The organism is Rhodoluna limnophila (genome assembly GCF_005845365.1).
In the GTDB taxonomy this organism is placed as follows: domain Bacteria; phylum Actinomycetota; class Actinomycetes; order Actinomycetales; family Microbacteriaceae; genus Rhodoluna; species Rhodoluna limnophila.
Map to the genome: position 1 here is coordinate 1357587 of NZ_CP040509.1, position 24125 is coordinate 1381711.

At 54.4% G+C, this 24125-nt stretch carries 24 protein-coding genes; 5 read left to right on the forward strand and 19 right to left on the reverse strand.

Annotated elements, in window-relative coordinates:
- Window positions 1-9: 9 nt before the first annotated feature.
- On the reverse strand, window positions 10-2166 hold the full coding sequence (locus FFA38_RS06640; protein WP_138315950.1) for an MMPL family transporter: 2157 nt from the start codon (window positions 2164-2166) through the stop codon (window positions 10-12).
- Window positions 2167-2196: 30 nt separating this feature from the next.
- Here FFA38_RS06640 and FFA38_RS06645 point away from each other — a divergent pair, with 30 nt between their 5' ends.
- Window positions 2197-2541, forward strand: coding sequence for a DUF2834 domain-containing protein (locus tag FFA38_RS06645; protein ID WP_138315951.1), 345 nt, complete (start codon window positions 2197-2199; stop codon window positions 2539-2541).
- Here the strand turns inward: FFA38_RS06645 and FFA38_RS06650 are convergent.
- From FFA38_RS06650 to FFA38_RS06705, 12 genes are all read right to left on the reverse strand, one after another.
- On the reverse strand, window positions 2538-3905 hold the full coding sequence (locus tag FFA38_RS06650) for an ATP-dependent DNA helicase (protein ID WP_138315952.1): 1368 nt from the start codon (window positions 3903-3905) through the stop codon (window positions 2538-2540). The two genes, FFA38_RS06645 and FFA38_RS06650, sit on opposite strands and share 4 nt — an antisense overlap.
- Window positions 3905-5893 carry a bifunctional copper resistance protein CopD/cytochrome c oxidase assembly protein gene (locus FFA38_RS06655; RefSeq protein WP_253786169.1) on the reverse strand — a complete coding sequence of 663 codons (1989 nt, stop codon included), beginning with the start codon at window positions 5891-5893 and terminating at the stop codon, window positions 3905-3907. The genes FFA38_RS06650 and FFA38_RS06655 overlap by 1 nt, the downstream gene beginning before the upstream one ends.
- 20 nt (window positions 5894-5913) lie before the next feature.
- Window positions 5914-6366: a methyltransferase family protein gene (locus FFA38_RS06660; RefSeq protein WP_138315953.1), complete on the reverse strand. Its 453-nt coding sequence runs from the start codon at window positions 6364-6366 to the stop codon at window positions 5914-5916.
- 103 nt (window positions 6367-6469) lie between these two features.
- On the reverse strand, window positions 6470-6748 hold the full coding sequence (locus tag FFA38_RS06665) for an HU family DNA-binding protein (RefSeq protein WP_138275972.1): 279 nt from the start codon (window positions 6746-6748) through the stop codon (window positions 6470-6472).
- A gap of 248 nt (window positions 6749-6996) precedes the next feature.
- Window positions 6997-7302 (reverse strand): 30S ribosomal protein S14, encoded by a 306-nt coding sequence (rpsN, locus tag FFA38_RS06670; protein WP_138275973.1) that lies wholly within the window; start codon window positions 7300-7302, stop codon window positions 6997-6999.
- A gap of 2 nt (window positions 7303-7304) precedes the next feature.
- Window positions 7305-7475 (reverse strand): 50S ribosomal protein L33, encoded by a 171-nt coding sequence (gene rpmG / locus FFA38_RS06675; RefSeq protein ID WP_038503403.1) that lies wholly within the window; start codon window positions 7473-7475, stop codon window positions 7305-7307.
- An 11-nt stretch (window positions 7476-7486) separates the two neighbouring features.
- Window positions 7487-7723 carry a 50S ribosomal protein L28 gene (rpmB, locus tag FFA38_RS06680; protein WP_138275974.1) on the reverse strand — a complete coding sequence of 79 codons (237 nt, stop codon included), beginning with the start codon at window positions 7721-7723 and terminating at the stop codon, window positions 7487-7489.
- A 191-nt stretch (window positions 7724-7914) separates the two neighbouring features.
- Entirely contained in the window at window positions 7915-8343 is a 429-nt protein-coding gene (locus FFA38_RS06685; RefSeq protein WP_138275975.1) for a Fur family transcriptional regulator, read from the reverse strand.
- Entirely contained in the window at window positions 8340-9158 is an 819-nt protein-coding gene (locus FFA38_RS06690) for a metal ABC transporter permease (protein WP_138315954.1), read from the reverse strand. The genes FFA38_RS06685 and FFA38_RS06690 overlap by 4 nt, the downstream gene beginning before the upstream one ends.
- Entirely contained in the window at window positions 9158-9967 is an 810-nt protein-coding gene (locus FFA38_RS06695) for a metal ABC transporter ATP-binding protein (protein WP_138315955.1), read from the reverse strand. Before FFA38_RS06695 ends, FFA38_RS06690 begins: the two co-directional genes overlap by 1 nt.
- A gap of 5 nt (window positions 9968-9972) precedes the next feature.
- A complete protein-coding gene (locus FFA38_RS06700; protein ID WP_138315956.1) occupies window positions 9973-10893 on the reverse strand; it encodes a metal ABC transporter substrate-binding protein in 921 nt (306 codons plus the stop codon).
- Between the two features lie 62 nt (window positions 10894-10955).
- Window positions 10956-13949: an RCC1 domain-containing protein gene (locus FFA38_RS06705; RefSeq protein ID WP_172956030.1), complete on the reverse strand. Its 2994-nt coding sequence runs from the start codon at window positions 13947-13949 to the stop codon at window positions 10956-10958.
- Window positions 13950-14098: 149 nt separating this feature from the next.
- On the opposite strand from FFA38_RS06705, the gene FFA38_RS06710 reads away from it, so the two are divergent.
- Window positions 14099-14743: a response regulator transcription factor gene (locus FFA38_RS06710; protein ID WP_138315958.1), complete on the forward strand. Its 645-nt coding sequence runs from the start codon at window positions 14099-14101 to the stop codon at window positions 14741-14743.
- Entirely contained in the window at window positions 14730-16466 is a 1737-nt protein-coding gene (locus FFA38_RS06715; protein WP_138315959.1) for a sensor histidine kinase, read from the forward strand. The genes FFA38_RS06710 and FFA38_RS06715 overlap by 14 nt, the downstream gene beginning before the upstream one ends.
- Window positions 16467-16484: 18 nt before the next feature.
- Here the strand turns inward: FFA38_RS06715 and FFA38_RS06720 are convergent, their stop codons facing one another.
- The 3 genes from FFA38_RS06720 to pdhA are packed head-to-tail and all read right to left on the reverse strand — an operon-like array spanning window position 16485 to window position 20005.
- The gene (locus FFA38_RS06720) at window positions 16485-17873 is read right to left on the reverse strand and encodes a dihydrolipoamide acetyltransferase family protein (protein WP_138275982.1); all 1389 of its coding nucleotides are present in this window, start codon (window positions 17871-17873) and stop codon (window positions 16485-16487) included.
- Window positions 17874-17891: 18 nt separating this feature from the next.
- Window positions 17892-18875: an alpha-ketoacid dehydrogenase subunit beta gene (locus FFA38_RS06725; protein ID WP_138275983.1), complete on the reverse strand. Its 984-nt coding sequence runs from the start codon at window positions 18873-18875 to the stop codon at window positions 17892-17894.
- Window positions 18875-20005, reverse strand: a complete 1131-nt coding sequence (gene pdhA / locus FFA38_RS06730; protein ID WP_246030947.1) for a pyruvate dehydrogenase (acetyl-transferring) E1 component subunit alpha — start codon at window positions 20003-20005, stop codon at window positions 18875-18877. Before pdhA ends, FFA38_RS06725 begins: the two co-directional genes overlap by 1 nt.
- A 38-nt stretch (window positions 20006-20043) precedes the next feature.
- On the opposite strand from pdhA, the gene FFA38_RS06735 reads away from it, so the two are divergent.
- The gene (locus FFA38_RS06735; RefSeq protein ID WP_138275984.1) at window positions 20044-20469 is read left to right on the forward strand and encodes a phage holin family protein; all 426 of its coding nucleotides are present in this window, start codon (window positions 20044-20046) and stop codon (window positions 20467-20469) included.
- A 19-nt stretch (window positions 20470-20488) separates the two neighbouring features.
- Here the strand turns inward: FFA38_RS06735 and FFA38_RS06740 are convergent, their stop codons facing one another.
- A complete protein-coding gene (locus FFA38_RS06740) occupies window positions 20489-21619 on the reverse strand; it encodes an alpha/beta fold hydrolase (RefSeq protein ID WP_138315960.1) in 1131 nt (376 codons plus the stop codon).
- Window positions 21620-21855: 236 nt separating this feature from the next.
- Here FFA38_RS06740 and purB point away from each other — a divergent pair, with 236 nt between their 5' ends.
- Entirely contained in the window at window positions 21856-23244 is a 1389-nt protein-coding gene (purB, locus tag FFA38_RS06745; protein WP_138315961.1) for an adenylosuccinate lyase, read from the forward strand.
- An 81-nt stretch (window positions 23245-23325) separates the two neighbouring features.
- Here purB and FFA38_RS06750 read toward each other — a convergent pair whose 3' ends face one another.
- Entirely contained in the window at window positions 23326-23559 is a 234-nt protein-coding gene (locus tag FFA38_RS06750; RefSeq protein WP_138275987.1) for a hypothetical protein, read from the reverse strand.
- Window positions 23560-23604: 45 nt separating this feature from the next.
- Window positions 23605-24123, reverse strand: a complete 519-nt coding sequence (locus FFA38_RS06755) for a hypothetical protein (RefSeq protein WP_138315962.1) — start codon at window positions 24121-24123, stop codon at window positions 23605-23607.
- Window positions 24124-24125 lie beyond the last annotated feature (2 nt).

A 24125-nucleotide genomic window follows, 5' to 3' on the forward strand; every position in this document is an offset into this window, starting at 1 on the left:
GGTTCTAGATTAGTGGTCGAGCCCAACCTTCTTATAAATAGCCTTCATCCACTTAGGTGCCCACCAGTTGGCCTTGCCAAACAACTTCATCAGAGCCGGCACCAAAAGCGCGCGCACAATTGTGGCATCAACCAAAATGGCAAAGGCAATGCCTAGGCCAAGCGCTTTCATAATGGTCACGCCACTGGTTGCGAATGCGCCGAAACTGAATGCCAAAACCAGGGCAGCAGCCGTGATGATTCGCCCCGATCGCTGCAGTCCGTTAGCTACCGAGTCTTCGGTGCTGGCACCCGCGTCGTGCTGCTCTTTGATTCGGCTGAGCAAAAATAGTTCGTAGTCCATCGATAGACCAAATGCAACCACAGCAATAAGCACGGTGGACGATGTGTCGATGGTGCCGGTGACGTAGAAGTCACCAACCAGCCAACGGATGCTGCCGTCGAGGAAGCCCCAGGTTATGAAACCGATAGTCGCACCCAAAGACAAAATGTTCAGCAACACGGCTTTGATCGGTAGCAGCACCGATCCGGTAAAGAGGAACAGCAAGACCAGTGTGGAGACCACAATCCAGATCAGGGCTGTTGGCAATTGCTCCTCGATGCCGCGCTGAGAATCGGTGTAAATCGCCGCCGAGCCGCCGACCAAAACCTCATAATCTGGGGTCTCGATTGCGCGAATCGCATCGGTGATGGCAACGCCTTCAGGAGAGCGCGAATCAATGTCATGAATTGCGGTCACGCGCTGGTAATTGCCGTTGGCATAAGCCTCAATGCCCGGACCAAACTGCGGCAGCATGGCACCCTCGGCAGCAAAACCCACCGAAGACCTCACCGAGACGATGTGGTCAAGCTCTGAAAGCTCAAGCACATACTGCTCTACCTGTGATGCGCTGGCACCATCAAGAATGATCTCAATCGGAGAGCCCTCTTTGGCTGTGAAACGGTCACGGATTACGTTGCTAGCGATTGCGGCCGGTTCGGACTGCGGCAAGATTCGGTCATCAACCTGACCAAATTGAGCGTTGACCGAGAGAGAGGCAAGGCCACCGAGAGCAAGAGTTGCAACCAGCAGTACGGCAACCGGGCGCTTCATTACAAATCGCGCAATGTTGCCCCAAGCGCCTGATTCTTTTGGAGTAAGGTCGCGCTTGATGATGCGCCACTTATTGACCCGGTCACCCATCAGGTTGAGCATGGCCGGCAGGGCAATCAGTGCTGCGGCAACTGAGAGCAGAACCACAACAACGCCACCGAGGGCAAAGGACTTTAGGAAGTACTGCGGAAAGAAGAACAGCGAGGCCAGAACGATGGCCACGGTCAAACCAGAGAACAGCACGGTTCTTCCGGCTGACTCGACGGTTCTAACTGTCGCATCTGCCACCGACTTTCCGACCGCGCGTTCTTCACGGAACCGGTTGACCATCAGTAGGGCGTAGTCGATGCCGAGACCCAATCCCAGGCCGGTGATCAGATTCAGTGCAAACACCGATGTATCGGTGACCTGAGTCGAAATCCAAACAAAGAAGAATGAACCGATGATGGCCAAGCCGCCAACCAGCAGCGGCAGTCCAGATGCCATGAGTGAACCAAAAACAAAGACCAGCAGAATGATGGTCAGTGGAACGGCAATGGCCTCGGTGCGGGCTAGGTCGTGCTCGATTACCGAGTTGATTGATGCGGTAACGGTGGCAAAGCCGGCCACATAAACCTGAGCGGTTTCGTATTCTCCCGAGAACTCGTCGGCAATCCCGGCGGCCACAGTTGCCTGGGTTACGTCATCCTCAACGTCTACAAATACGTAGGTGGCCTTGCCGTCATCGCTGATTAGAGAGGCCGGGCGGCCGAGTGAGTAGTAGCTGTCAACACTGTCTACGCCAGAGACTTCGCGCAATTCTTTGACCAGGTTATTGGTGCTGGTTGCGCTTGATTCAGCATCAACGCCAGCCTCAAAATCCACCACGATTACTACCTCGGGGGTGGACTCCTCGTAGGTATCGGTCAGGATATCCATTACCTTGGTTGAGTCACTGTATGGGTTTTCGTAGCCACCGGCCTTTAGCTGGCCAAATGACTGAAAGCCCCAGACGCTCGACAGCAGAATCAGTGAGATGAACCCAAACAGGGCAAGCTTGCTGTGTCGCACGAGAAAGCTACCCAAACGGTTCATAAAATCTCACTTCTGCAGGATGATTGCACTATGGAAACCAAACGACGTTCAGCAGCAATCTATTTCTTTATTCTTTCAGGTATCGGCCTCATTACTGCCTGGTACTTCAATGCTTTGGCTGTTATGGCCGGCGAAGACTACCTAGTCGAAGGTTTCACCAGCAATGTGGACTGGGTGCTTTCACTAGACCTATTGATTGTTGGCTTTGCTGCGATGGGGTTCATCATCATTGAGGGGCGCCGTCAAAAAATGAAGCACCTCTGGGTTTACATCGCGTTGGCTTTTGTAACGGCAGCGGCCTTCACCGTGCCTCTGTTCTTGGGAATGCGTGAACTCAAGTTGGCTCGCGACGAACGCCAAGCCAGAGCGGCCTAAAAGAGCTTTTCGATTGGCGCTTGGCGCACACCCTGCATAAAACGCAGCACGTCTTCATCAACCATGACATCACTCATGCGAATCGCGCGGGTTAGATACAGCCCCTCGAGCGAGCGCACACGGCTGAGCGCAACGTAAGTTTGGCCCGGGCTAAAGGCGCCGCGACCCATATCGATAACAACCTCGTCGTAGGTTTGGCCCTGCGATTTATGAACCGTTACCGCCCAGGCAAGCCGAAGCGGAATCTGCTGAAACTCTGCCAGCGGCACAGCAATCAATACCTCTTTGACCCGGCCCGACTCTTCGTCGAACTGCTCGTCAATTTCGTAGCGAACCTTTTCCCAGGTTGATCGGCCAACTTCAAGGCGCTCACCGTCAGCTTCAACAATCACACCACCCGAGCTCGGTAGCTCAAGCACATGACCGATGGTTCCGTTGACCCAGCGTTTAATTGGACCGGTCGGGCCCTTTTTGGTACTCGAGTCGTCGTTCTTGATGAACATAACCTGCGCGCCAACCTTGAGTTCAAGAACTGGGTCGGCCGGGAGGGTGCGACCAAAGGCCTTTTCATCAGCGGCACTAAACACTGCGTCAAACCGCTTTGGTGGCGAATCGATGCGGGCCATCCGGGTGCTGTTAACCGCATTGACCGAGGCATTGATGGTGGCTAGGCGAATAACGTCATCGTGCGGTGGGAACCGGTTGCCGCACTGGTTGATGTAGTCGAGCATCTCTTGAGTGCAAGAGCCATCTCGAATAGCGTTGAGGATCTCTTTGAAGTGTTCGTCGTGCTGGCGGAAAATCTCACTCAGTTCGTAGCGCTCAAGGCTGTCTTCGCGCCAAACATGGGCGTCAAAGAACCAGCCGCTCTGGTAGTTCTCGGCCATGTAAGCCCGGTCTTGAGGGTCGCTCGGTGGCACCGGTGCCAGTTGGTATGGGTCGCCAAACATGACTACCTGGGCTCCACCAAATGGTAGCTTTCGGCGGCCGCGGGCAATTCCCATCGCACGGCTCATGGTGTCCATCAGGTCGGCATTGACCATCGATACCTCATCGATGACAAGCATGTCGATAGCGGCCAGCACCTCGCGAGTTCGGCGGCTGAGATGGCGACCAATGTCCTCGGTGCCCAAGATTCCAAACGGAAACCCAAACAGTGAGTGAATCGTCACACCGCCCACATTTAGTGCAGCCACCCCGGTAGGCGCGCAAACGGCAACCTTCTTTTTGGTGTTTTCAATCAGGTAGCTAAGCAGCGTTGATTTACCGGTACCAGCGCGGCCGGTGACAAAGATATTGTTTTCAGACTCTTCGATGTACTCAAAGAGGTGGCGCTGCTCGGCCGAGAGTACAACCTGTTCCATTAGCGCTCCTCCTTTCGTGCGTTTAGCTTGGCCAGCATCTGGTTATATGCCTCCACGTCTTGGTTGCCGGTTCGGTCGCTGGCGCGGTCAAGACGCTTAGCCTCACGCCCGTCAGCCTTGAACCACTGCACCGAGACAATAATCGTCAGTGCCGCAGTCGGCAGCTCACCAATACCCCAGGCAATCGCACCACCGGTGTGCTGGTCCTCGAGCGGGGTCTCGCCCCAGGTTCTACCCATGGCTCCGTACCAGTCCGAAAGTAGCAGCCCCGAGCCGTCCATCAGTGATAAACCAAAGAATGCGTGAAAAGCCATGGTGCCAATCAGCATCAGCAAGCGCAGCGGGTAGGCCAGGCGCACCGGCCCCGGGTCAACCCCGATGAGTGCCTGCGCAAATAGGTAACCCGTGATCAAGAAGTGAACCACCATCCACTCGTGACCAAGGTGCTCGTTGGTTGCCCAAGCAAATAGAGGTGTGTAGTAAAAAGTGACCAGCGAGCTGGCAAACAAAATCGCTGCCACAATCGGGTGCGCAACAAATTGCGCGTACTTGGTGTGAACCGCCCAAAGTACCCACTCGCGCATTCCTCGAGAGCCATCTTGGCGCTTTTCGGCTGCGCGCATCAATAGGGTTACCGGAGCGCCAGGCACCAAAAGCACCGGAATGCCCATGGCCAAAATCATGTGGCCAATCATGTGCATGCTGAATAGATACTCTTGGTAGGCATTTAGGGCTCCGCTGGTGGTGTAAATCAACACCAGCATTCCGGCAATCCAAGACACCGTGCGGCCAATTGGCCACTTATCGCCGCGCTTAGCCAAGCGGCGCACGCCGGCAAGGTACATCCAAATTGCACCCACACCGATAATCAGCCAAACCAGGTCCAGTTTCCACTCGGTCAGCAGTCTGATCGGGGTGAGTTCTGGTGGCAATGGTGAACCGGTAAGAATCTGGGCCGGGGTTACTTCACCGATGAGCTCACCGTCTTTAGGTGATGCGGTTCGGGCCAGGGCAGTGGCCAAGCCGATGGCCGCACCCATGATGCCAAACTCAACCGCCACCAAAGACCAAAACGCCTTGGCCTTGTTTGCGCCCTCGGATATGCGGGCAATCAGGTTGCGGCGGTAAAGGGCGCCAACCACACCAAGAATTGCCAGGGTCACAACCTTCAGCAGCAGCAGGTGGCCGTAAGGGGAGTTTAGTGAGGCCAGATCTGGAATGCGCACCCAGGCAGAACCCAAACCAGAGACGGCCACCAGAACAAAAGCCAGCAGAGCCAAACTTGAGTAGCGCTTGGTAAGCACCGATGCCTCGGCGGCATCGCGGCCGCGCACCACAAACAGTGCAAACAGCCCGCCAACCCAGATGGTTACGGCAACCAGGTGGATGCCGATCGAGTTGACCGCCATTCCGTGGTTTTCGCTTCCGGCGGCGTGGCCGATCAGCGCCAGTGGAATAAGTGAGGCCAGACCAAGCGCGGCCAGCATCGCGGTGGCGGTTAGGTTTCTAATCGAAATCGTCAGGGTGTTCAGGATTACTGCGGCCACGAGGTTTAGGGCCAACATCTGCCCAAGTTCAATTTCGGTGGCAAATAGCCAAAGGCTGTTACTAAAGCTCTCGCTGGTTGAGACACCAACGCCGGCGACCGACAAATAGGTGAATAGAAAGTTGACCGCACCGGCCACGGCCCAAACTGCGGCCGCAATGCTCGAGATAACCTGAGCCCTGGCCAGTAGTGGGTTTGCTTGGCTCAGGCTGAATGCGGCAAAAATCAGTGTGCCAATGGCAATGGCCATCGAGAAGTTCATAACCAGTTTGGCAACCGGTAGGCCCCATCGAACCACTTCACCCGGGTCGGCCAGAGCCTGCGCGGCCGCGCCGCCACCAATCAACAGGCCGGCAACCACAGCAATCAAACCAGCACCGATAAGTGCAGCGCTAGCCAGAGAGGCGCGCTGAACTGATTGGGTGTTGGTGGGAGAACTCACTGCTTAAGCCTACGGCAGGCTTACTTTTTACGCTTGGGCAGAAAGCGGCCGGTCTGCTTCTTGTACTCGGCATAACCTTGGTACTTCTTCTCCAGCAGAGATTCCTCCCAGATTGCCTTGTAGGTAATCAGAGCCACTAGCAGCAACCAGAAAACCAGCTTCACAAACGCCATTGACTGCACCACAGAACCAAAGCTGGCTAGTAGCAGGCCGGTATAGATAGGGTGGCGAATGGTTTGGTACAGACCAGTGGTCACCAGCTTGCCTTTTTCTTTTGGCACCGGGTTGGCGGTCAGCGAGGCACCTAGGTCTCGCAGAGCGAAGAACAAAATCAAAATTCCCGGGGCAATAAACAAAACCCCACCGATGTAGGCCCAGAGCTCAACGGGTTCATCGATGCCCATCATGACAATGCCGATGAGCAGACCAAACTGCCCAATGACTAAGAGGTTGCCTTTGGCTTTATCGCTCATGGTTCTAGGCTACGCCCTAACCCTCGCCCCAGCTAAGGGCCATCTGCTGGTTAAGCCAAAAGGCGCCCACTTTCGTGAGCGCCTTTCGAAGTGTTTCTAAGACTTACTTAACTGCAGCCTTTAGCTTTGAACCAGCTGAAACCTTAACGGTGTTTGCAGCTGCGATCTGGATGGTTGCACCAGTCTGAGGGTTGCGACCGGTGCGAGCTGCACGGTGGCCCTTCTCTACTGATAGCCAGCCTGGGATGGTAACCTTGCCGCCGTCAGCAACGGTCTTTGCAATGGTCTCGAATACTGCGTCAACAACACGGTTAACAGCAGCCTGTGACTCGCCGGTGCTTGCAGCAACTGCTGCTACTAGTTCGCTCTTGTTTAGAGACATTTGGTCCTCCTGGACATTTAGACGTTTGACGTACTGTCAGGGATAACGCTACTGCCCTGTAAAAACTTGTCATTCATCTGGCTCGGCGTGTTGCTTGTGAATTTTTTATGAGTTTTCCGCGTATTTACTGGCATATACGGACATCCACGTATAAAAAGAAACCCACCGTTCATCTAAGAACAGTGGGTTTCTGTTTAAAACTTGTAATTTACCGAAGCAAATTTGGCGAGGCTTAACCTACCGAGTGCTTACCAAGAAGACTTGGTGATGCCTGGAAGCTCGCCCTTGTGAGCCATGTCGCGGAAGCGAACACGTGACACACCGAACTTAGCTAGAACACCACGTGGGCGACCATCGATCGCGTCACGGTTACGTAGACGTACCGGTGAAGCGTTGCGTGGAAGCTTCTGTAGGCCTAGACGTGCCTCTTCGCGCTGTGCGTCGGTTGAGTTAGGGTCAACCAAAGCCTTCTTCAGTGCTAGGCGCTTCTCTGCGTAACGCTCAACGATTACTTTGCGCTGCTCGTTCTTAGCGATCTTGCTCTTCTTAGCCATTCTTAGCGCTCCTCGCGGAATTCAACGTGCTGACGCACAACTGGGTCGTACTTCTTCAGAACGATACGGTCTGGGTCGTTGCGACGGTTCTTCTTGGTTACGTAGGTGTAACCAGTGCCTGCAGTCGAACGAAGCTTGATGATAGGACGGATGTCCTTGTCCTTCTTAGCCATGTGCTTACTCCTTAGATCTTCTCGCCACGCGCAAGAATCTCGGCTACAACAGCCTCGATACCGCGCACGTCAATTACCTTGATGCCGCGAGCGCTCACCTGAAGAGTTACGTTGCGCTTCATTGAAGGAACGAAGTAAGTCTTCTTCTGGATGTTTGGGTTGAAGCGACGCTTGGTCTTGTTCTGGGCGTGCGAGACGTGGTGGCCAAACTGCGGCGCTTTCTCGGTGACCTGGCAATAAGCTGCCATTTCTTCTCCTTCAAGGGCAAGCCCTTCAGCACCGATTGGGGCTGGCCGGTAAAGGCAAAGGCTTGTGTACAAAAATTGTGGCTGCAACTAGACGTTATCTAGGCAACTGCTCAAGTTTAGGCGAACCTGAACCCCTTAAGCAAGTCCCACGACTTAATTTCTAGGATTGACACGCCGTTAAGCGCAAAAAATTAGGCTTGGCAGTCTTTGCAGACGCCAAAAATGTCAATTGTGTGGCTCGGATTAGTGAATCCGTGTTCGGTGGCTACCTGGTCTGCCCAGGCTTCGACGCGGTGTGCTTCAATCTCAACGGTCAGTCCACACTTGCGGCAAATCAGGTGGTGGTGGTGTTCGGTAGTGCAGGCGCGGTAGAGCACCTCGCCCTCTTTGCTCTGCAGAGAGTCGGCGTCTCCGCTGGCCGCTAAGTCGGCAAGCGCTCGATAAACCGTGGCCAAGCCAATAGTAGATCCGTGATTTTTCAGAATCTGGTGCAGCTGTTGGGCGCTAACAAAGCCAATTGCCTCACCGAGGGCGTGGCGGACCGCATCTTTTTGGGGCGTGTTCCGTTTGGCCGGCTTGCCCGGCGCCTTAGCGGCGTCAGCCGCTTCGATATTTTTCATTTTTTGATCCGCTCAATTACTCGAGCAACTGCGTAAATCAAGAACGAGATCGTGGTCACATAAGGGCTAATTGGTAGACCCGCTCCTAGGGCCAAGAGGATTCCGCCAATCACGCTGGTGACGGCAAAAACCACTGAGAGCATCGGTGCCAAAACCGGCGAGGCAGTGAGCCTAAGCGCTGCTGCGGCTGGGGTTACCAGCAGGCTGAGCACCAACAGCGCACCAACTACCTGAACGCTGGCGGCAACCGCAAGGCCAAGCAAGAGCATGAAGACCACGGATAGGGTTCTGGTTGGCACGCCTCGAGCGGCAGCGACATCTGGGTCAAGGCTGGCAAAGTTGAGCGGGCGCCAAACCAGCGCGAGGGTAATCAGGACCACCAGGCAGATGCCGGCCAGCCAGGCTAGCTGTGGGTCATCAATCGCAACAATCTGACCGGTGAGTAGGCCAAATTTGTTGGCGGCTCGGCCCTCATAAAGTGCCAGTGCCAAGATACCCAGGCCAAGTCCGGCCGGCATTAGCACCGCAACGATTGAATTGCGCTCTTTGGCTTTGGCGCCAAGTGCCCCGATGATTAGGGCGGCAGCGATCGAACCAATCACGCTTCCGAACACCACGTTTACGCCAGCCAGTAGGGCAAAAGCAGCACCGGCAAAGCTCAGTTCGCTGATTCCATGAACCGCAAAAGACATGTCGCGGTTCATCACAAAAATACCGATTAGCCCGCCGACTAAGGCCAGCAATGCGCCGGCAATCAGTGAGTTAGTAACCAGCGGCAACAGCTGGTCGTAGTTTGAGAAGTCAAAAAGCACCATTAGTTCCACACCTCATCTGGGTGGTGGTCGTGATCTTGTGTGCCAACCACAACAATTCGGCCTTGGTTGCGCAGAACATCAACCGGCGTGCCATAAAGCTCACTCAAAACCTCACTGGTCAGAACCTCATCTGGAGTACCGATTCGGAACTTGCCATTGGCCAGGTAAAGCACTCGATCAACCATCGACAAAATTGGGTTCACGTCGTGAGTCACAAACAGCACGGCCGCATCATGTTCACGGCGTTCACGATCAAGCAGTTCGGCAATAGTCTTTTGCTGGTGCAGGTCTAGAGCGCTCAGTGGCTCGTCGGCCAAAATCAGGTCTGGCTCGCCAATCACCGCCTGGCCAACGCGCAGGCGCTGTAGCTCTCCGCCCGAAAGCTCACCGATCGGCTTCTTGGCTAGCTCAAAACCATCGATGCAACCCAGTATGTGCTCAACACGTGCCTTGGCCTTGCGGCTAGGCAGCGGGAGCCCAAATCGGTGGCCGTCTAGACCCAGGCGCAAGACATCTCGGGCACGCAGGGGAGTACCGGCATCAAGCACTCGGTGCTGCGGAATGTATCCGACCTGACGGTTGCCTCGGTGAATTAGCTTTCCGTTGATTTCGATCGAGCCGGCCACGAGTGGCTCCTGGCCCAAAATTGCCTTGAGCAGTGAGGTCTTGCCCGACCCATTGGCACCAATAACTGCGATGAACTCCTGAGGTTTTACCTCGAGCGAGAGATTGCTCCACAGCGTGCGGGCTTCACCCTGTTCACCCGAAACTTCAAAGGTTGCGTTTTGAATCTCCAGTACTGGAGCCATGGCCATTACTCGAGACCTACTTCTAGGGTTCGTATGCAGCTGTTTACGTAGTCAAAATAGGACTTGTCGTACTGCTCGTAGGTGTCTGGGTCCATCGACAAAATCTCGTAGAAGCCTAGGGTCGCCACGTTTCCGGTCCACTCCGGTGAGCTCGAGTCATAGCCGCCGAATGGTGACAAAATCGCGCTGATTTTGCCGGCATCAATCAGCTGCTGAACCTGTTGCATAGCCAGTGGTGGAATGTCGCGTTCCTCTTCCACCGCTTCAGACATCTCGGTTGGGGTGGCGTCTACAAAACCGGTGTCTTCAAGCAGGTATGACACAAGGGCCTCGGTCTGAATAACCTGGGCGCCATTTGCTTTTGCTTTTAGTTCAGCTTGGTCAGCCGACAGGTCATCGATGTTGGCATTGAAAGTAGCAAGGTTGGCTGCCAGTTTTTCAGTTAGGTCAGGGTAGTCGGCCACCACCTGAGCACTCAGCGTCTCGCCAAATGCACGAACTCGGTCAATGTCAAGCCAGACGTGCTCGTTGCCGTCATCGCGGGTACCAACAATATCAACCGCGTTGATCAGCGTTGGTTTGTTTTCGGCCGCAGCAACCAAGGTGGTCATAAAGTCGTCGTACCCGCCACCATTCATCACAACGATGTCGGCTTGGTTAATCACCAGCTGGTCGCGGGCTGATGCTTCAAAAGAATGTGGGTCTTGATTGATGTTGTAAATCAGAGCGTGGGCGGTGGCCACATCCTTGCCCAGGGCCTCGACCGAAATACTGGCCCAGATGTTGGTGCTGGCAACAATCTTGATCTCACCGTTGCCGGCCGACCACTCTTTAGGTGCCTGCGCGCATCCGCTGAGCCCAAGGGCAATTGCGATGAGCGCAACGACCGAGAGTGCCGCCACTGACTTGACCATGAAGTTCTTCATGGTCAAAGGCTAAGGCTTATTGATAATGATTGTCAATACCAGCAAGTCTTGCCTCGGGTCGCTCATCCCTCTGGAACAGCAACCGGCGTGGTCCGATTGAACGTCACATTAACGTGCGGTTTTTTAACTGCTGCGGATTTCACAGCAACAGCAAACCCTGCAAACCTGTTTGACAGCCCCGCGGCTGCCTGGCACGTTGCGCTGGCCTTAGATAGCGCCACCTTTTTGGCAGCAAGCGTGCTCTTGTTTGGAACCATCACAGTGCAAGAAACCTGGTTTACCGAAACATCTCGCTTCCACATGGCCGTGATCGCTTGCTTTGATTTTGTCGATGGGCCGTTACTTGTGAACGAGCTAACCCTCACGGTTCTGGCTGCGTATGGCTTCACTACCTGAAACGCACCCTCGATGGTTTGAGTACCGACGCTAGAGGTAATTTCCAAAGTCGGTTTGCCGGCAAGACCTGCCGGAATTTCGAGCAAAATCTCAGTCTCGGCTGCAAACAGGATCTTGGCGTCAAGCCCGCCAACTCTTATGCTTTGAACGTTTTGCAGGTTGGTGCCCGAAAAAAGCAGGCGCTGTGACGTGGTGCTTAGGTGCAGTTTGCTAATCACCAGTTGTGGTGCCGCGCCATTGGTTTGCTCTGTTCCCGTGCCACCGCCACTTGAGCCACCGCCACTGTTTCCGCTGCCCCCAGTTCCGCCACCATCTTGCTCCTCTTGATCGGTTGATGGGTTATCTGGTGCAACTCTGGCAACAGTTACGGTGCTGGCCAAAACTGGCACTGAGCTAGAAGGGGTTCGTACCGCCCCCAATGCACCAGCTAGATTTTCACCCCAGCAATACTGGCCTGATTCGACTGCTGCGCAAACATGGCTGCTGTAGGCATCGATCGATGCGACAGGCCCAGCGCTTATGCTCACAGACTGAGGTGTTGAGTAGGTTGAATTTCGACCCATAAAATTACCGCCAACTTGGCCGTGGGTATTGGCCCCCCAGCATTTCACAATTCCAGCTGCAACTGCACACGTTAGGTCTGTGCCAGCGGTTATGGCCGTAACTCCTGAGCCCTCGGCGATGGCGATTACCGGCTCGTAACTGTTATTTGTTGAATTGTTGCCGAGTTGCCCGCTGTAATTAGCTCCGGCGCATTTGACCCCGCCGCCAATCAGCATGCAGAAGTGGTCAGTGCCCATTGAGAAACTCGAGATTGTCTCGCCAGCTGCAGCGGCATAGGTTTGGGTTGGCACCCATAAGCGATTTTGGTCATTCAACTCTGGGTTGAGACCCAAACCACCCGACCAGTTGCTGCCCCAGCACTTAATTTTTTGTACACCCGCCTCCTCGAGCAATGCGCAAGTTGAAGTGAAGGTGGCATCAATTGCGGTTGCACCGCTAGTTACAGCTGTGAAAGGAACAAGTGAACTCGAGAATGAGTTATAGCCCAGTTGCCCTTGGTAGTTGGCACCCCAGCACTCAACTGCTCCTAGCCTCAAGATGCAAGTATGATCACCGCCCATTGCGACTGATTCAATCGATTCACCCGCTTGAGTGATCTCAATTGGCCGCAGTCGGTCGTTGTCAGTGACCGTAAAATTCCCATCGGCATCTACTGTGACACTTTCCGTGCCGTCACCCAGTTGCCCGTTATCATTGCCACCCCAGCAATAGAGGTTTCGATCAACCCCAACAATTGCACAGGCATGTGAATCGCCAACGAAAACTGCAACCACACCTGAATTTTCAGGGATGGCTGACACGGGCTGGTGGCTGTGGATCTTTGTTCCGTTGCCGAGTTGGCCGCGCCAATTAGCGCCAACACATTCCACCCCACCGTTCACCACAGCACAAGAGAAGTCATCTCCGGCAGCAAACGAACTTACCTCCTGCCCAAATGGGCTTGCTAGTGGAACAGCGGTGTGCGTTAGTTCACCATTCCCCAGGCCACCTCCGTAATTTGCACCCCAGCACCACAACTCGTTCGACACGACTGCGCAAGTAGAACTTTCGCCAGCATCAACTTGCGTCGCTCCGACAGCAACCGCCAAGCCAAATTCTGAGGAATCCAACCGTGTGGCGTTACCTAACTGGCCATCCCAGTTAGCGCCGGCACACTTAACCGACTGCCCCGCCACGACACATATGTGTGAATCTCCAATGCTCACATTGCTGACCCGTTCGTTTGTTCCCAGCACAGTTGAGGGCACGGACACGAAACTGGTAGTGCTGTCTCCATCAAAATCTAAGTAATCAAAACCCCAGCAACGTAGAGCACCGGCAACTGCGTAGCAAGAAGTATCACCTGCGGAAGCGACATCAGTTGCTATGTCGCCTTCTAGCACATGGCCGGCAAAGGAAGACGAAAGGTCAGTGCCGTTACCTAGTTGGCCGTTGCTATTTTCCCCCCAACAAAAGACCCCGGCACTTCCCATGGCACAAGCATGTCGATTACCCACCGAAACCTTGCTTATATTCGCAAGTTCGGCAGCAGGAGCAGCCAGTACCGCCACTGGCACTAAGCTGTCTGCGATAGTTCCGTTTCCAAGTTGTCCGATGCTGTTTCGCCCCCAACACCTGACTCCTGATTGCACGACCGCACAGGAGGAATAGGTGCCAACAGCCACTTGCGTCACGCCTGAGCCTTCAGGGATTGCAACCACCGGCGACGGCATGTCGAGCGTCGAACCATTGCCCAGCAGACCGTAGGTGTTTTCGCCCCAGCACTTAACTCCACTTTTGATCACAACGCAGGCTGATCTTGAACCAACTGACACCTGGGTAACACCCGACCCCGCTGCGAATATTCGGACCGCCGTCGAGCTCTGGGTTAAGTTGTCAGTGCCGAGTATCAGGTTGCCATTTTGCCCCCAACAGGCAAGGCCGCCATCGAGCACCGCGCAGGCAACATCTTCTCCAACTGACACTCGTTCGATAGGTGGATTCGAGGCGTTAGCCTGCCCAACAGCGGCAATCGACACCAAAGTCGAAATCACTAGCAATAGGGAAAGCTGTGTAGCAACGTACTTCCGTGAAAATTTTGGTCGCAAGAACTGCATGGCGGTCATCCTCAGAAAAAATTGTTTATCTGAAGGCTAGGTTGGGCTCTGCAGCTTGAGCATGCCGTCGGCAATACTGGGCCAACTTTGACGGGTTAGCCCATCGAAGAGCGCTCGTTAAAAAGCAATTTGCGCCCAATACTAGATACATGGCCCTTCGATTAGCTGTGATTGAGGACGACGCACTCATGCGAATGGCGCTGGTTGCTGCGCTAAACCAGCAGGGCTTTACCATCAGTTTTCAATCTGGATCCGCATCCGCAGCTATAGGCCAGTTTGCAGTAAGCAGCGTGGACGTTGCTCTGATTGATTTGCACCTCGGGCAAGGCCCGACCGGGGTAGATCTGGCACTTGCGTTTAGGCGCAAGCAACCGGGTGTGGGATTAGTTTTCTTAACCAGCTTCGATGACCCAAGGCTGCTTTCTGAGAATTTGCCGTCGCTTCCGAGTAACGCAAAGTATCTGACTAAGAAGTCAGTTTCGGACATCGCCACACTCACGCGCGCACTGCAAGAAGCGGCCTTAGGCAAAGCCTCCCGAAATGAGCGACCAGCGACGTCCGGGCTTGAGTCGCTGACCAACGGGCAAATTGAAATCATGCGGTTGGTGGCCCAAGGTCTAACCAATGGCGAAATAGCAAGGCGACGCTTCATTAATGAAAAGTCTGTAGAACTTGCCGTAGCTAGAGTGGCTCGAGCGCTTGGTTTAGTTTCAAACCCTGAACAGAACCAGCGGGTTCACATCGCAAAAGTTTTTTTCAAAGCAACCGGTGGAGCCGCGAATGGCGACGTTTAGTCCATTTAAGCGATCACCGGCGATAGGTGGGGTCACGCTACTCAACCCTCAGCACTACATTATTTGGCTAGCACTGGCCTTCCTGGCATCAATAAGTCTGGTCAATTCAAAAGATTCAATCAGCACTCTGACGCTTTGGGCTCTGGCCCACCTTGCCGGTTTCGCCGGATCTGCCATTTGGTTTTTGCTTTTCCGCGTGGTTGTTTTCAAAAATCGCGTGATACAGCCGATCCGAAGTGTTTGGGTTTACCTTTTTGGATTTTTTCTTGGCTTCGTCAAGGGAGTTGTTACCGGCGCTGCCGGAAACGCTGTGAACCTGGATTTTGCCACCCCCGGGGAAGTCTTACTCAGGGGTATTTCTGCTGGCCTGATCAGCGGTTTGACAGTTCCTGCTTTAGCGTTTGTCGAATACCGTCGCAGGCAGTATCAGCGCGATCTCGATTTGCTGATCGCCCAGGATATTCAAGCAGACCTGGGTGAAGCCAACGCTGCATCAAATAAGGGCAAAACCGGCTCGTCGCTGGCAGAACTGCGGGAGCACCTCGAGTCTTTACGGCAAACGGTTTCGCTCGCTGAGTATCCCTTCGAAATGCGGTCCAAATTACCAATTGCAATTCGTGAGCTTGCCGATGACATCGTGCGGCCACTCAGCCACAAGCTTTGGGAAATCGAGTCGCGCGCGAGGAACGACTTCTCGCTAGTCACTTTGGCGAAACTCGCCTTGGCAGCAAAACCAAAACCAACGGCGCCTTATCTGGCCGTGTTTTTCATAGTTCTGCTAGTTGGGCACCAGCTTGAGTTCTCGCTCACTGAGTCGTTTTTTCGGTCGATTATCGGAACGGCCATTTTGGGAGCGATTGAGCTAATCTCCGTGTGGTTCAAACCAAAACACCTTCCATTCAGAGTTTTCACCGAGGTGGTTTGGATGTCACTTGCGGTGTTGCTAATCAATTTGATAAACAGCACTATTTTTGGCTCAAGCCTCGACCAATCAAACTTTGACTCAACCATTGCCTTGCTGATTTGGCTCCTGGAGCTGAGGTTTATTTTTGGTGTTTTTAGTGCAGCGAATCAGGCACACAACACAATCCAAGCCCAGCTAACATCCGCAATTGGCACTAGCCGTCGTAAAAGCATGGCCGAGGCCGCTGCCGATCGCTTCAAGAACCGAAGCCTTGCCAATCTCCTCCACGGACAGGTTCAAAATAGTCTGCTTTCAGCTTCGCTGAGGCTTGAGTCTGGCTCTGTCTCTAAGCATGAATTGCAAGTTGAAATTGATTCGCTAATTAAGCTCCTGGACACACCAATCCGGATTGGCGCCAATCAACTCAGTCAAGGTGTGCCTTTCTCACAGGGTATGCAGGAAATTACTCATCGCTGGAGAGGTTTTGCGGCTATTTCGTTTAATAATTTCTCAATCATCTCCGAAGTCCCCGACCTGAATACGAACCTGCTGCTGGAATTACTTGAGGAGGCAGTAGCAAACGCTGTGCGGCACGGCCTTGCCGACTCAGTCGTGGTGGAACTTGATTCCACGCCAAAAAACCGCGTCTCCATCTCAGTTATCGACAACGGAGTGGGCCCCAGGGCTGGAAAATTCGGATTAGGTAGCGCCCTGTTCGAAATAGTTAGCGGTGGTAATTGGTCCTTAACTGCCCAGCCAGAAGGAGGCTCAAAACTTGAAATCCAGTTTGATAGTCAGGCAGAATTCAACCCCCGCTAGTTAGGTCTGGATTGGAAGCTAGTCGAGCAGCAGCGCAGGCTCTTCGATCACCGAAGCAACGTCCTGAACAAAGCGCGAGGCAACGTCACCGTCAACGACTCGGTGGTCAAAAGTTGCGCCGATGGTGGTTACCTGGCGAACCTGAATCTCATTGTTGACCACCCAAGGCTTAGGCCTGATCGAGCCAAGAGCCACAATTCCAACCTCACCCGGGTTCAAAATCGGGGTTCCGGTGTCAACACCAAATACACCGATGTTGGTAATGGTGATGGTTCCGTCTTTCATGTCAGCCGGGGTGGTCTTGCCCTCGCGAGCAACCGCGGCCAGGTTTTCAATTGCCTTGGCCAGCTCAAGCATCGACATTTTGTCGGCGTCTTTGATGTTCGGCACGATCAAACCGCGCGGGGTTGCCGCAGCGATACCGAAGTTCACAAAGTTGTGCACGATGATTTCTTCATCGGTCCAGGTCGAGTTGACCATTGGGTTGCGACGAACTGCCCAAATCATGGCCTTGGCCATAATCAAAAGCGGGGTCACCTTGACACCGGCAAAATCGGTCGATGCCTTCAGGCGCTTGACGTATTCCATGGTGCGGGTCGCATCAACGTCAACAAAAATGCTCACGTGTGGGGCGGTGAATGCTGAAGACACCATCGCGTTGGCAATTGCCTTGCGAACACCCTTTACCGGGATGCGCTCTTCGCGGGCGCTCGGTGCCTCTGGGGTTGAAAGGTTTCTAAACACCGATGCCTGCTGCGCGCCACCGAGTACGTCTTCACGAGTGACCTCGCCGGCAAAACCGGTTGGGGTTACTGAGGTGATGTCAACGCCTAGGTCCTTGGCGAGCTTACGGATAGGTGGCTTGGCAATGACCTTGTCTTCGGCGGTAATTGCCGCAACGTTGATCAGTGCGGTGTCTGGGTTTGGAATCAGTGGCAGTGATGCGCTGGCTGCTGCAACGCTGGCAGCGGCCGGAACCACTGGTCCGCGACGGCGAGAGGCAGCGTGACCAGAAGCACCGTAACCAACTAGGTTTGGCTGCTTTTCCTCTTTGGCAACAGCCGCGGCAGCATCGGCAATAACCTCGTGAGCGGCAACTGCGGCTGCGGCATCAACAATCGGAATCGCGCTGGTGTTGGTACTCACTGTTCCAACGGCACCATCGGCAACGGTAGCCGAGATGATTGGCTTGCCCACCTCAACGGTGTCGCCCTCGGCAGCAAAAAGTTCGGCAACCACACCGGCAAATGGGCAAGGCAACTCAACCAAGCTCTTGGCAGTTTCAATCTCAACGATTACCTGGTTTACGGCCACGGTGTCGCCCGGCTTGACCTTCCAAGACACAATTTCGGCCTCGGTCAAACCTTCGCCAACATCTGGCAGGTTAAAGAACGCTAGTTGAGTCATTTTTATCCTTTGCCGAACCTAGTAGGCCAAAACGCGGTCAACCGCTTCAAGAATGCGGTCGGCGTCTGGCAAGAATTTTTCTTCGAGCTTTGCCGATGGGTAAGGAACATCAAATCCGCCCACCCGGATAACCGGTGCCTCGAGGTGATAGAACGCTAGCTCGGCCACTCGGGCCGCAACCTCTGAGCTGATCGAGACAAAAGTGCTGGCTTCATGAGCAACCACCAAGCGTCCGGTCTTCTTGACCGACTCGATGATGGTGGCAAAGTCGATTGGTGACATCGAGCGCATGTCGATTACTTCAAGGCTGGTGCCCTCGCTGGCAGCAATTTCAGCTGCCTGAAGGGCAACGGCAACCATCGGGCCATAGGCAGCCACGGTCACCTGGGATCCAGGTCGCAAGACCTTGGCGGTGTGCATGCCGGCAGGTGGTTCATCGAGGTTGACCTGGCCCTTTTGCCAGTACCGGCGCTTCGGCTCAAAGAACAGCACTGGGTCGTTGCTCTTGATGGCCTGCTGGATCATCCAGTAGGCATCGTTTGGGTTGCTTGGGCTGATTACCCGAAGACCCGCGGTGTGGGCAAAGTACGCCTCTGGGCTTTCAGAGTGGTGTTCAACCGCGCCGATACCGCCACCGAATGGAACACGGATAACCACCGGCATGGTCGTGAAACCCTCTGAGCGGTTCTGCATTTTTGCCAACTGCGATGTGATCTGGTTGAAAGCCGGAAAAATGAAGCCGTCAAACTGAATTTCGGCTACCGGAGAGTAGCCGCGCATCGCCAAACCAATAGCGGTTCCGATGATTCCAGACTCGGCAATAGGCGAGTTGAAAATGCGGCTTGGACCAAACTCATCAAGGATCCCCTCGGTCACACGGAACACGCCGCCGAGCTGGGCGACGTCTTCACCGAAAACCAAAACCTTTGGGTTGTCGGCCATTGCCTTGCGAATACCGGCGTTAATTGCCTTGGCAATCGACATTTCTACGAAGTTAGTCATTAGTTGGCACCGCCCTGACCGAACGAAGCCTCGTAAGCCTCAAGCCAAGCAAGTTGCTCCTCGATAAGCGGGTGGCTCTCGCTGTAAACGTGCTTGAACATGTTCTCGATTGGTGGCTCACCTAGGGCAAAGGTCTTTTCGCGAATCTCTGCCGAGAGTGCCTCGCCAGCAGCCTCGCACTCGTTGAAGAAATCATCACCGATACCCTGGCGGCGCAAGAACTTCTCGAAACGGGCCAGCGGGTCGCGGGCCTTCCAGTACTCCACCTCTTCTGCAGAGCGGTACTTGGTCGGATCGTCTGATGTCGTGTGTGCACCGATGCGGTAGGTGAGTGCCTCGATCATGAATGGGCCGGCACCGTTGCGCGCGTCATCCATGTGCTTCTTGGTCACCGCGTAGCTGGCCAAAACGTCATTGCCATCGATGCGAACACCCGGCACGCCAAAGCCCATACCGCGCTGGTAAAGCGGAACGGTGGTCTGCGAGTCAACCGGGCTTGAGATTGCCCACTGGTTGTTCTGGCAGAAAAACACCATCGGAGCCTGGGTGGTTGCAGCAAATAGGAATGACTCCGAAACATCACCTTCGGCGGTCGCTCCGTCTCCGAAGTAAGAAATAACTGCCAAGTCTTCATCGCGGTTGCCAGTGCCGACCTTGCCGTCAAACTTCACGCCCATTGCGTAGCCGGTGGCGTGCAGCACCTGAGTACCCAAAACAATTGCGTAAAGGTGGAACCGAGTTTCATCTGGGTTCCAGCCGCCGTGGTTAACACCGCGCAGCATCTTGAGAATTGCCATCAGGTCGATGCCGTGGGTGATTGCCACACCGTGCTCGCGATAGCTAGGGAAGATGTGGTCGTTGTGGCCAACGCCGTAGCCCGAACCAATCTGCGCGGCCTCTTGGCCGATTGCTGGAATCCAGAGGCCTAGCTGGCCTTGGCGCTGCAGGGCAGTGGCTTCGTTGTCGAAACGGCGCATTCGTGCCATGTCTCGATAAAACTTTAGAAAGTCAGCCTCGCCGAGCTGATCGATGTATTTGCCGTATTCCGCGTATTGGGCAGGCACGCCGTACTGTCCGTCTGGTGAAAGAAGTTGCACCATCGGTACGTTCGAAGCATCTTGATAAGTCATCTCGTCTAATTTACTTCTTTGAGTGGCACAATCTAGTCATGATTCGTTTTCTAGTTGGAACCGTTATTAATGCAATTGCCCTATGGGTGGTCACGCTTTGCATCCCTGCAATCAAGCTGAATCCCTATGGTGGCACCGATTTTTGGGCGATCGCAGGGTCATTCCTGCTTGTCGGTGCGGTGTTCGGTCTGGTCAGCGCCATCGTTGCCCCGGTGATAAAAGTTCTGGCTCTTCCGCTCTACATCCTTACTTTTGGCCTAATTTCGTTCTTGATCAACGGTGCCTTGCTGCTATTTGTGGCTTGGCTTTCACAACTATTCGGCGACGACGTGCTGACTATTTATGGGTTCTCATCTGATGGCTTGACCATCGACTCGCTCGGTTGGGCCATCCTTGGCTCAATCGTGATGAGCATTGCCTCGTTCTTTGGCCGCGCTGTTTTCAAGGTGCTCAAGCTTCTATAGGCATAGCCTTTGTCTGGGCTCACCTCGAAATCCTGTAATTCGTAGCCTGCCCTTGGCCGCTGGCAAAATCGGTGATTAATTCACGGATGCGGGCTAGCCCGGCATCAGTGCTTTGGTCGGCAAGCAGTGCGGTGCCCCGATAGTTACTGAGTTCGTGAGCCTGAAGCACAGCCGGTTTTGAATTGCTGCTGCTCACCGGCGCCTCACGTTCAACCGTGACCCAGTCTTTGCCAAGCGCATTTTGTGCGAGGTCTAGCTTTGGAACCAGATCGTTGGTGTGCTGCAGTGAGATGGTTGGCACCCTGATGTCCTGGTTCAGCTGGCTTATCGGAGAGCCGATGGTCACCAAACCGGCAACTTTGTAATTTTGAGGCTGGCTAGCTAGGTTGGCCGCAACCATCCCGCCCTGCGAATGACCGACCAGCAGCACCCGGTCACGCTTGGTTACACCCGCGTTGACGATTGCCCTCTGGACCGCGGCCTCACTGGATGCCTTGGATGGCCCGGCCATTGCTTGCAGGTTTGAGGTCAAATCGAGCGGGTTTTCGCCTGCAATAGGTGACCAAGCTTGGGTGCCCGGAATGTAAACAATGTAGTGGTTGCCTGCCTGAAAATTGCCCGGCGAGCTCCAGTTGCCGGCTGTGCCCGGCCCCGCAGCGCCGAAGGCGCTCGAATATTTTTCAATTCTGACCATCGGTTCACCGGCCGAGGCGGTTCGTTCGAGTCGGGTAAGCAGCGCCGCCAAACTGTTGGCCGACTGCACCGGTGCTGCCAAACCAGTTGGTTCAACTTTGATTTGGGAATCTCGATAAGGCGCCCACTGCCCCGAAGTTGCCGCAAATACGCCGGCAATCGCCGGAATAGCTGCAAAATCTAGGTCTTCAAAAGCTGAGGCAGTTTGAACTTCGCCGTCAAAGTACTGCTGCGCAGCAACAGCGCAGGCCTGCTGCAAAAACTCCAAACGCTCCAGAACCGGACCAATCTCAAGGGCCAAGCCAATGCGCTTGAGGGGCAATTGGAAAAAATCGGGGAGTTCAAGTTGCTGCTGCAGCAAGGAATACGCAGATCCCAGGCAGGCCTGAACCCGCTCTATCTCGAGCAGGGTGGCAATAATTTGTGGTTCGCCGCCGAAGGCGGTTACATCGCCCACGAACTTAACCGCGATCGAATTGAAAGGATGTCTAGAGCCAATCTCTCGACGGAACCCGCCAGTGCCGTCGCGGCACTACCTCGCCAAAGCAGAGGGTTTGGAGCAGCGAAATTTATCTGGGTAAGAACAGCGAGTAGGGCCTGGTCAATCGAATCCATCGGTCCAGCATCAGCGAATAGTCGAATCAAAGGGCCGAAAGCCCCCAATCTGTGCAGAACTTACGGCAATATAGACAGGTGAGTAATCTTTCAATTCAGCCCCTTTCCCCGCTAGATGGCCGCTACCGCGCCGCTGTTTCTGACCTAGGTTTTCACCTGTCAGAGGCCGGCCTAAACCGTGCCCGAATTGCGGTGGAGATCGAATGGCTAATCCACCTTGCCAACCACGACCTACTTGGTACCGGAACCAGCATCAGTGAATCTGAGATTGCCCAGCTTCGAGCAATCGTGACCAACTTCTCAGATGCAGACGTGGCAACTCTGGCCGAAACTGAGGCCACTACCAAGCACGATGTGAAGGCCGTCGAGTACTTCATCCGTGGCAAGTTGTCAGAGCTGGGCCGAAACGACCTGCTTGAACTCACCCACTTTGCCTGCACCTCTGAGGACATCAACAACCTCAGCTACGCAATCACCGTTCGTGATGCAATCAAGGATGTTTGGTTGCCTCGCGTCGAAAAACTAACCGCAAAACTTCGCGAACTTTCGGCGAAGTACGCCGATGCGGCGATGCTTTCACACACTCACGGTCAGCCGGCAACCCCGTCAACCATGGGCAAAGAAATCGCCGTTTTCGTGCACCGCCTAGAGCGCCAGATCAAGCGCATCGAAGCCACCGAGTACCTGGGCAAGTTCTCAGGTGCCACCGGAACCTTCTCGGCCCACGTGGTCGCAGCACCAAGCGTTAACTGGCCGAAGGAATCTGAAGACTTTGTTAGCGGACTTGGCCTAACTTGGAACCCACTGACCACTCAGATTGAGTCTCACGACTGGCAGGCTGAGCTTTACACAGCGGTTTCACTGTTCAACGGCATCTTGCACAACCTCTGCACCGACATCTGGACCTACATCTCAATGGGTTACTACAAGCAGATTCCGGTCGCCGGCGCCACAGGTTCATCAACCATGCCGCACAAGATCAACCCAATTCGTTTTGAGAACGCCGAGTCAAACCTTGAGCTTTCAAACGCAATTCTGGGCAGCCTAGCTTCAACACTGATTACCTCACGCCTTCAGCGTGACCTCACCGACTCATCTTCTCAGCGCAACATTGGTCTTGGCCTTGGTCACTCGCTGTTGGCAATCGATAACGTGACTCGTGGCTTGAATGAGATCGACCTTTCGCTTCCGGTTCTAGACGCCGACCTAAGCGACAACTGGGAGATCCTCGGCGAAGCCATCCAGACTGTGATTCGTGCCGAGGTTGCAGCTGGCCGCTCGACCATCAACGACCCTTATGCCCTGCTAAAGGACCTAACTCGCGGCAAGCGCCTCAGCGGCGAAGACATGGTTGCCTTTGTTAACGGCCTTGAAATTGGTCAAGAGGCCAAGGATCGCCTACTTACCCTGCGCCCACACACCTACGTTGGTGTTGCGTCAGAGCTAGCAAAGCGAGTTCAGAAGTAACTTCTCCTGAGCGCTTTTTGCGCATCGGGTAAACGAAAAGGGCGGCCTTTGGCCGCCCTTTTCTGCTGCTTAGGTCAGGTGCTACTTGAGCATTGGCTCGTTAGGGTCACCCGGATTCTCTTTTACAGTCAATGCCAGAGTTGCAATGGTGACTAGAGAAATAATGAAGGTCAATCCAGACCAAATCAAAGTTGTGTTGATGTCGCGAACGCCACCCTGCACAAATAGGCCGACAAATACTGCCGCAACCAGCGATAGCCCAAGGTAGGTGCGCAAGCTGCGTGCTTCAGATTTTTTCTTAGGGGTTTTTGCCATGGGTTAAGCCTACGCCTTAGTTATCGGGGTGAATTTGTGATTCTGCTACTTAGCAACCGCTGGTGATGCCGCCGCTATTCCAAGGTGCACACCGATAATTACCGCGTAAGCGCCAAAGAATCCGACCTGGCTAACCGGGTCGTTGCCAGCAATCATGATGATGGCCTGGGATAGGTAGAGTCCTAATCCCAGCGCCATGCTGATCAGGTGGTCGCGTCGAGCCGGGGTTTTGGCCGGGGCCTGCTTGGCAAAAATCGCCTCGATTACCGCGCCATAGAAACCCCAGTGCGCCAAAAGCAGCCAGGTACCAAAGTAAATCGGGCTGCTTGCTGTCAGGATTGCGAGAATGGCCATCAAGATGGTTCCGCCGGCAACCACAATGTGCACCGAGGTGCCAGTTTCGCCGAAGTTTTTTATCGCAGTCGTCACCGATGCCGCCAGCCAGCCAGCGCAAAGCACGAGAAGACCGATTAGTGCCGTGCTGGAATCGTGCACCTGTGAAAAGGTGATGAAAATGCCTGCTGCAAGAGCAGTGGTTGCCTGGATTGCCTGGTGAATGCGCATAA

Coding starts and splice junctions, on each gene's coding strand:
- FFA38_RS06640 (WP_138315950.1), bottom strand. CDS start 2,166: ATGAACCGTTTGGGTAGCTTTCTCGTGCGACACAGCAAGCTTGCCCTG.
- FFA38_RS06645 (WP_138315951.1), top strand. CDS start 2,197: ATGGAAACCAAACGACGTTCAGCAGCAATCTATTTCTTTATTCTTTCA.
- FFA38_RS06650 (WP_138315952.1), bottom strand. CDS start 3,905: ATGGAACAGGTTGTACTCTCGGCCGAGCAGCGCCACCTCTTTGAGTAC.
- FFA38_RS06660 (WP_138315953.1), bottom strand. CDS start 6,366: ATGAGCGATAAAGCCAAAGGCAACCTCTTAGTCATTGGGCAGTTTGGT.
- FFA38_RS06665 (WP_138275972.1), bottom strand. CDS start 6,748: ATGTCTCTAAACAAGAGCGAACTAGTAGCAGCAGTTGCTGCAAGCACC.
- rpsN (WP_138275973.1), bottom strand. CDS start 7,302: ATGGCTAAGAAGAGCAAGATCGCTAAGAACGAGCAGCGCAAAGTAATC.
- rpmG (WP_038503403.1), bottom strand. CDS start 7,475: ATGGCTAAGAAGGACAAGGACATCCGTCCTATCATCAAGCTTCGTTCG.
- rpmB (WP_138275974.1), bottom strand. CDS start 7,723: ATGGCAGCTTATTGCCAGGTCACCGAGAAAGCGCCGCAGTTTGGCCAC.
- FFA38_RS06685 (WP_138275975.1), bottom strand. CDS start 8,343: ATGAAAAATATCGAAGCGGCTGACGCCGCTAAGGCGCCGGGCAAGCCG.
- FFA38_RS06690 (WP_138315954.1), bottom strand. CDS start 9,158: ATGGTGCTTTTTGACTTCTCAAACTACGACCAGCTGTTGCCGCTGGTT.
- FFA38_RS06695 (WP_138315955.1), bottom strand. CDS start 9,967: ATGGCTCCAGTACTGGAGATTCAAAACGCAACCTTTGAAGTTTCGGGT.
- FFA38_RS06700 (WP_138315956.1), bottom strand. CDS start 10,893: ATGAAGAACTTCATGGTCAAGTCAGTGGCGGCACTCTCGGTCGTTGCG.
- FFA38_RS06705 (WP_172956030.1), bottom strand. CDS start 13,949: ATGCAGTTCTTGCGACCAAAATTTTCACGGAAGTACGTTGCTACACAG.
- FFA38_RS06710 (WP_138315958.1), top strand. CDS start 14,099: ATGGCCCTTCGATTAGCTGTGATTGAGGACGACGCACTCATGCGAATG.
- FFA38_RS06715 (WP_138315959.1), top strand. CDS start 14,730: ATGGCGACGTTTAGTCCATTTAAGCGATCACCGGCGATAGGTGGGGTC.
- FFA38_RS06720 (WP_138275982.1), bottom strand. CDS start 17,873: ATGACTCAACTAGCGTTCTTTAACCTGCCAGATGTTGGCGAAGGTTTG.
- FFA38_RS06725 (WP_138275983.1), bottom strand. CDS start 18,875: ATGACTAACTTCGTAGAAATGTCGATTGCCAAGGCAATTAACGCCGGT.
- pdhA (WP_246030947.1), bottom strand. CDS start 20,005: ATGACTTATCAAGATGCTTCGAACGTACCGATGGTGCAACTTCTTTCA.
- FFA38_RS06735 (WP_138275984.1), top strand. CDS start 20,044: ATGATTCGTTTTCTAGTTGGAACCGTTATTAATGCAATTGCCCTATGG.
- FFA38_RS06750 (WP_138275987.1), bottom strand. CDS start 23,559: ATGGCAAAAACCCCTAAGAAAAAATCTGAAGCACGCAGCTTGCGCACC.
- FFA38_RS06755 (WP_138315962.1), bottom strand. CDS start 24,123: ATGCGCATTCACCAGGCAATCCAGGCAACCACTGCTCTTGCAGCAGGC.